Annotated in this window: 5 protein-coding genes; 4 read left to right on the top strand and 1 reads right to left on the bottom strand. The window is 59.9% G+C overall.

All coding sequences use genetic code 11. The features are described from left to right. The first annotated feature begins 1 nt into the window (after position 1). From ACIA76_RS25540 to ACIA76_RS25550, 3 genes are all read left to right on the top strand, one after another. Positions 2-1,036, top strand: coding sequence for a nucleoside hydrolase (locus ACIA76_RS25540; RefSeq protein WP_397154821.1), 1,035 nt, complete (start codon positions 2-4; stop codon positions 1,034-1,036). Between the two features lie 28 nt (positions 1,037-1,064). After that, complete coding sequence (locus ACIA76_RS25545) at positions 1,065-1,292, top strand: hypothetical protein (RefSeq protein ID WP_397154823.1); 228 nt, start codon at positions 1,065-1,067, stop codon at positions 1,290-1,292. A gap of 199 nt (positions 1,293-1,491) precedes the next feature. Beyond that, positions 1,492-1,842: a hypothetical protein gene (locus ACIA76_RS25550; protein ID WP_397154825.1), complete on the top strand. Its 351-nt coding sequence runs from the start codon at positions 1,492-1,494 to the stop codon at positions 1,840-1,842. A gap of 261 nt (positions 1,843-2,103) precedes the next feature. On the opposite strand, the gene ACIA76_RS25555 is transcribed toward ACIA76_RS25550, so the two are convergent. After that, positions 2,104-2,964, bottom strand: a complete 861-nt coding sequence (locus tag ACIA76_RS25555) for an MOSC domain-containing protein (RefSeq protein WP_397154827.1) — start codon at positions 2,962-2,964, stop codon at positions 2,104-2,106. A gap of 145 nt (positions 2,965-3,109) precedes the next feature. On the opposite strand from ACIA76_RS25555, the gene cobM reads away from it, so the two are divergent. After that, on the top strand, positions 3,110-3,877 hold the full coding sequence (cobM, locus tag ACIA76_RS25560; protein ID WP_397154829.1) for a precorrin-4 C(11)-methyltransferase: 768 nt from the start codon (positions 3,110-3,112) through the stop codon (positions 3,875-3,877). The last annotated feature ends 367 nt before the right edge of the window (positions 3,878-4,244 follow it).

Below are 4,244 nucleotides of genomic sequence, written 5' to 3' on the forward strand. Positions count from 1 at the left end.
AATGGAAGTTGAAGCCTGCCGTGGTTATGTCGAAGAGATGCATCCAGGGAAGGAAACTCTAATGGTCGGCGACGAGCCTGCAATCTCGCAGGTCGAGTTCGTGCGTGGCATAAGTATGGATCGCATGCCTGGTGTTGCCCGAACATGGCCAGAACCATCTGCTATGCCTCTCATACTTGACACTGATGTCGGTTTTGAGCCCGATGACGCCCTAGCCTTGGTCTTGGCAGCAAGGCTTCCGAGTCTTGCGCTCATCATTACCAGCGATGAGTTCGACAACAATAGACGTGCCCGGCTTGCTCGATTCATGCTGCGGGTATTGAACAGCCGCGACATCCCGATCGTCGGGGGCGCGAGTCTGGGTAATGAGAATCATTGGACGCTTGAAGACCTGGTCCCTGATTATATACCGACTCAGCCGACCGATATAGTATCCGCTATTCGTCAGGTGCTCGACGAGCACAAGGGTCTGATTGGTTGGGTGGGCCTGGGTCCTATGTCAAATTTGGCTCTGGCTCTGGCAGAAATTCCCGAGTTGCGGGACCGGCTGGTAGTAACACAGCAGGAGGGAACGTTCCCGGCACTGCTCGACAGTGCAGAACAGAATATCGCTCTCGATCTACCTTCCGCCCGTGCGGTCCTCGACAGTGGAATTAGGCCCTGGATCGTGCCTGTCGACATTTCTTACCCATTCAACGCGATTACTAAAGAGTCGATCGAATATGAAATAATCGATCGGGCTGCGGATCCAATCTGTACACTTCTGCGTCTTAATTTCGACCTATGGCTCAGCGAAAGGCCGGCCGCTCACTTGCCTGGCGTGTTGACATTGACACAGGCGATCGGGATGCCATTCGTTACCGCCATATCTGCCGATGTAGGGCTTGATGAGTTTGGTCGGATTTGCGCCGGTAGCAATCCGGTCTACGTGGGGCAGGATGCCGACGAAGTCAAATTTCATCGCTGGCTCGTTGATCAAATGAAAGAGATACATTCTTCGTCTATTCGGCACCCTGCATCCAGGCGGCTCGATTGATAGCACATTCACCTGTGGAGGATTAGTAATGGCGCTATATGCTGAAGTGCGGAAAATGGACGAAGATGACGAGATGGCCCGATATGAATACGTAGATGCGGAAGGGCTCGGAAGCGTAGTTCTTCTGAACAAGAAAGCGGAAACATTCTCTCTGGAGAGCGGCTTCGATGATATTCTGTATCGAGCGGTTGTCGCGAAGATCGCTGCTATCTGGCTGGATAGCGGGACAGCCCCGGACCATGTGTTTGTCCAATGACAGTCTAGTGAAGTGGAATCTGTCTCGCTGTCCTCGAATCGCATATTCGAGTGATGTTCCAGCAGTGCTGGTCTTCTCGTCGCGGTTGAGCAACTCTGATACTCCGCTGCAGCTGGCTGGGTCTGGGTAGCAATCACGGTGAGCTGATTCTGAATTCGTGGAACCAGACGCGTACGCCCGGCGTCGAAGTAGGAGATTCATGTCCCGCACGTCGTTTCACGGAAGTTTCGAAACAAGCAGTCCTGAGGCGGTCGAGGGAGTGTTGAGGTCTTGGCTGTCCACTGACGATCTGCGCATGCGGCTGCGCCGTGGTTGGGAGACGCACTACGAGACCGAAGGGTTCGAGGTGCTCTGCTACGAGGAGTCTCCTCAGACTTCATCGGAAGGCTTTCTATTGGAAGGTCATATCGATGGCATGGTTGACGCTGCCGCTTCTCGGCTTCAAGAGCTCGCTGAACACTGCAGAAACGTAAAGCTCGAGTTCACGATCGATTACGAGGAGGTTGATCTAGAAGGCAACCCTTTGAGTGGAGAGAGATCCATAAGCTGATCCGTGTGCTCTCCGAATACCGGCCACCCTTGTCAGCTTCGATTCCGACTTCGAGACCAGCAGCTCCGATACCCGCCCTGCCGATCATATCAGGGCCGGAACCGGCTGGTCGACAGCACGTTCCGTGCTCATGCGGCACCCTGCTGCCGAGTGCCGGATTGACCTCATCGAAAGATGGTGGACCGCACTGTTATTACTGATAATAGTATCGAAATATGCTGAGTAGCAATGTATTTGATGTGTGTAGTCTCGGATCTGCTGCTATCGCGGTTCGCTCGCAAGAGTGCTCGGGGAAGGTGACGCGACGCCAGCCCACTCGGTGACGACGCACTCGTCGCCGACGGCGAGTCGCCCCGGGCGCAGTACCGCGAACTTGGCGCCGAAGGCGACGCCGCCCTCGGGGGAGCGGCGGGTTGCGGCGAGGGTTCGGAGGGGTTCGGGGCCTGATCTGGTGGCGGTGTGCTGGTCGATCATGGTGATGACGCAGCGGATTGCGGGTTTGGCGTAGGCGATTTCGGTGTTGCCCACGGTGATTCGGCGGGTGAGGTCCTCGTGGTAGGGGGTGGGCCAGCCGTCGATGACGATGTTGGGGCGGAATCGGTTCATCGGGAGGGGGTGGCCGCCTCGTTCGATGATCATGTCGTTGAGGTCGATCAGTGATTCGGTGGACACGATGTGGATCGGGCAGCTGTCGGCGTAGCCGGAGGTGCCGGGGGTGAGGCCGTCGGTGATGCGATGGTGTTCCGGGGGGACTCGGACCAGGCGGCTGGGCGTTTCGAGTATCTCGGTGAGCCAGCGGGCGACCTGGTCGCCCTGGTCGATGCCGTGGTAGTCCGAGCCGAACAGGGTGACCGGGCGGCGCGGGCCGGTCGTATCCACCGTGATCTCGATCGGTTCGAGATCCGGGGCATGGAGGGTCAGCGTGTGGCCCTGTGCGTCGATCGCCGGATTGATCAGGGCCAGGCGCGGGTCGCGGCGCTGGGATCGGAAGACGCCGTCCTCGTCGATGACCATGAAGGCGCGGTCGTGGGCGAGGCCCGCGGGGGTGAGTCGCGCGGCGGGCAGCTCGATCCCGGCGCAGCTCTTGATCGGATAGGTGAACAACGCGGTGACGGTGGCCATCTGCTCCCCTCGGATCGTCTCCGTCTGTCACGGTAGTCGTGGATCCGATTGCGGTCGAAACGGTTTCGCCGCCGCTGCGCGTCAGTCGTGGCGGACGGCGGGCGAGAGTGCGGCGCAGGCAGGCCGGGCACCTACACTCAGCCGCATGACCGTGCACTTCATCGGGGCCGGGCCGGGCGCGGCGGATCTGTTGACCGTGCGGGCGGTGCGGTTGTTGCGGGAGTCGCCGGTGTGTCTGTATGCGGGGAGCTATCTCGATCCGGAGGTGCTCGCGCACTGTGCGCCGGGGGCCGAGTTGATCGATACCCAGGATCTGGATCTGGATCGGATCATCGAGCACTGTCGCGTGGCGCATGCGGCCGGGCAGGAGGTGGCTCGGTTGTGTTCGGGGGATCCCTCGATCTATTCGGCGCTGGCCGAGCAGACTCGCAGACTCGATGCGATCGGGGTGCCGTGGGATGTGACGCCGGGTGTTCCGGCGTATGCCGCGGCGGCGGCGCTGTTGGGGACCGAGTTGACCGTGCCCGAACTCGTGCAGTCGGTCGTGCTCACTCGGACCCGGGCTCGCTCGACCGCGATGCCGGAATCCGAGGCGCTCGATCGCTTCGCCTCGACCGGGGCCACCCTCGTGCTGCACTTGGCCATCACCCGAATTCGGGCGCTCGCCGAGGAGCTCGGGGCGGACTATGGGGTGAATTGTCCGGTTGCCGTCGTATATCGGGCTAGTCAGCCCGAACAGCTCGTTCTGCGTGGCACTCTCGCCACCATTGCCGAACAGGTCGAATCCGCCGGTCTGACACGGGCGGCGGTGATCATCGTCGGGCGCGCGCTCGGACGGACGACCGACTGTGTCGAATCACACCTCTATGACCCTGCCCGTGTCCGTCACATTGCCGCGGGCCCGGCACATTGAGACCGAATGCACACCAGGCGGTGTGTTCAGATATATTGCCGGACGGAAGTTTTCGTCGCACACGCTGCGGGAACTGGTTCAATGCCTTTCGGCTATGAACCTTTTTGGTCGCCGAGCCGTCGTGGACGGTAGATTGGTTCGGTGTTTATCAGCGAGGTTCAGTGTGTGATCGATCCGTGCGTGGCCGGCATGGTCAGGCCCATGTAACAAGATCGGCCCGTGGGGCGTATAGGTCCTATGAACATTTTTGTCTGATTGAGATTCGAAGTGAGCCCCGAACGCTGGACGCCACGCTTGGATTAGGTGTGCGTCCGTGTCGGTGTGCCGTCGGGGAGCGCTGCAGGGCGTTTCGGAAGCGAGGTTACGG

It is taken from the genome of Nocardia sp. NPDC051570 (assembly GCF_044454005.1).
GTDB lineage: Bacteria > Actinomycetota > Actinomycetes > Mycobacteriales > Mycobacteriaceae > Nocardia.

Excerpts from the sequence above, each read along its gene's own strand:
- cobM (WP_397154829.1), top strand. The coding sequence starts at position 3,110 with ATGACCGTGCACTTCATCGGGGCCGGGCCGGGCGCGGCGGATCTGTTG.
- ACIA76_RS25550 (WP_397154825.1), top strand. The coding sequence starts at position 1,492 with ATGTCCCGCACGTCGTTTCACGGAAGTTTCGAAACAAGCAGTCCTGAG.
- ACIA76_RS25555 (WP_397154827.1), bottom strand. The coding sequence starts at position 2,964 with ATGGCCACCGTCACCGCGTTGTTCACCTATCCGATCAAGAGCTGCGCC.
- ACIA76_RS25540 (WP_397154821.1), top strand. The coding sequence starts at position 2 with ATGGAAGTTGAAGCCTGCCGTGGTTATGTCGAAGAGATGCATCCAGGG.
- ACIA76_RS25545 (WP_397154823.1), top strand. The coding sequence starts at position 1,065 with ATGGCGCTATATGCTGAAGTGCGGAAAATGGACGAAGATGACGAGATG.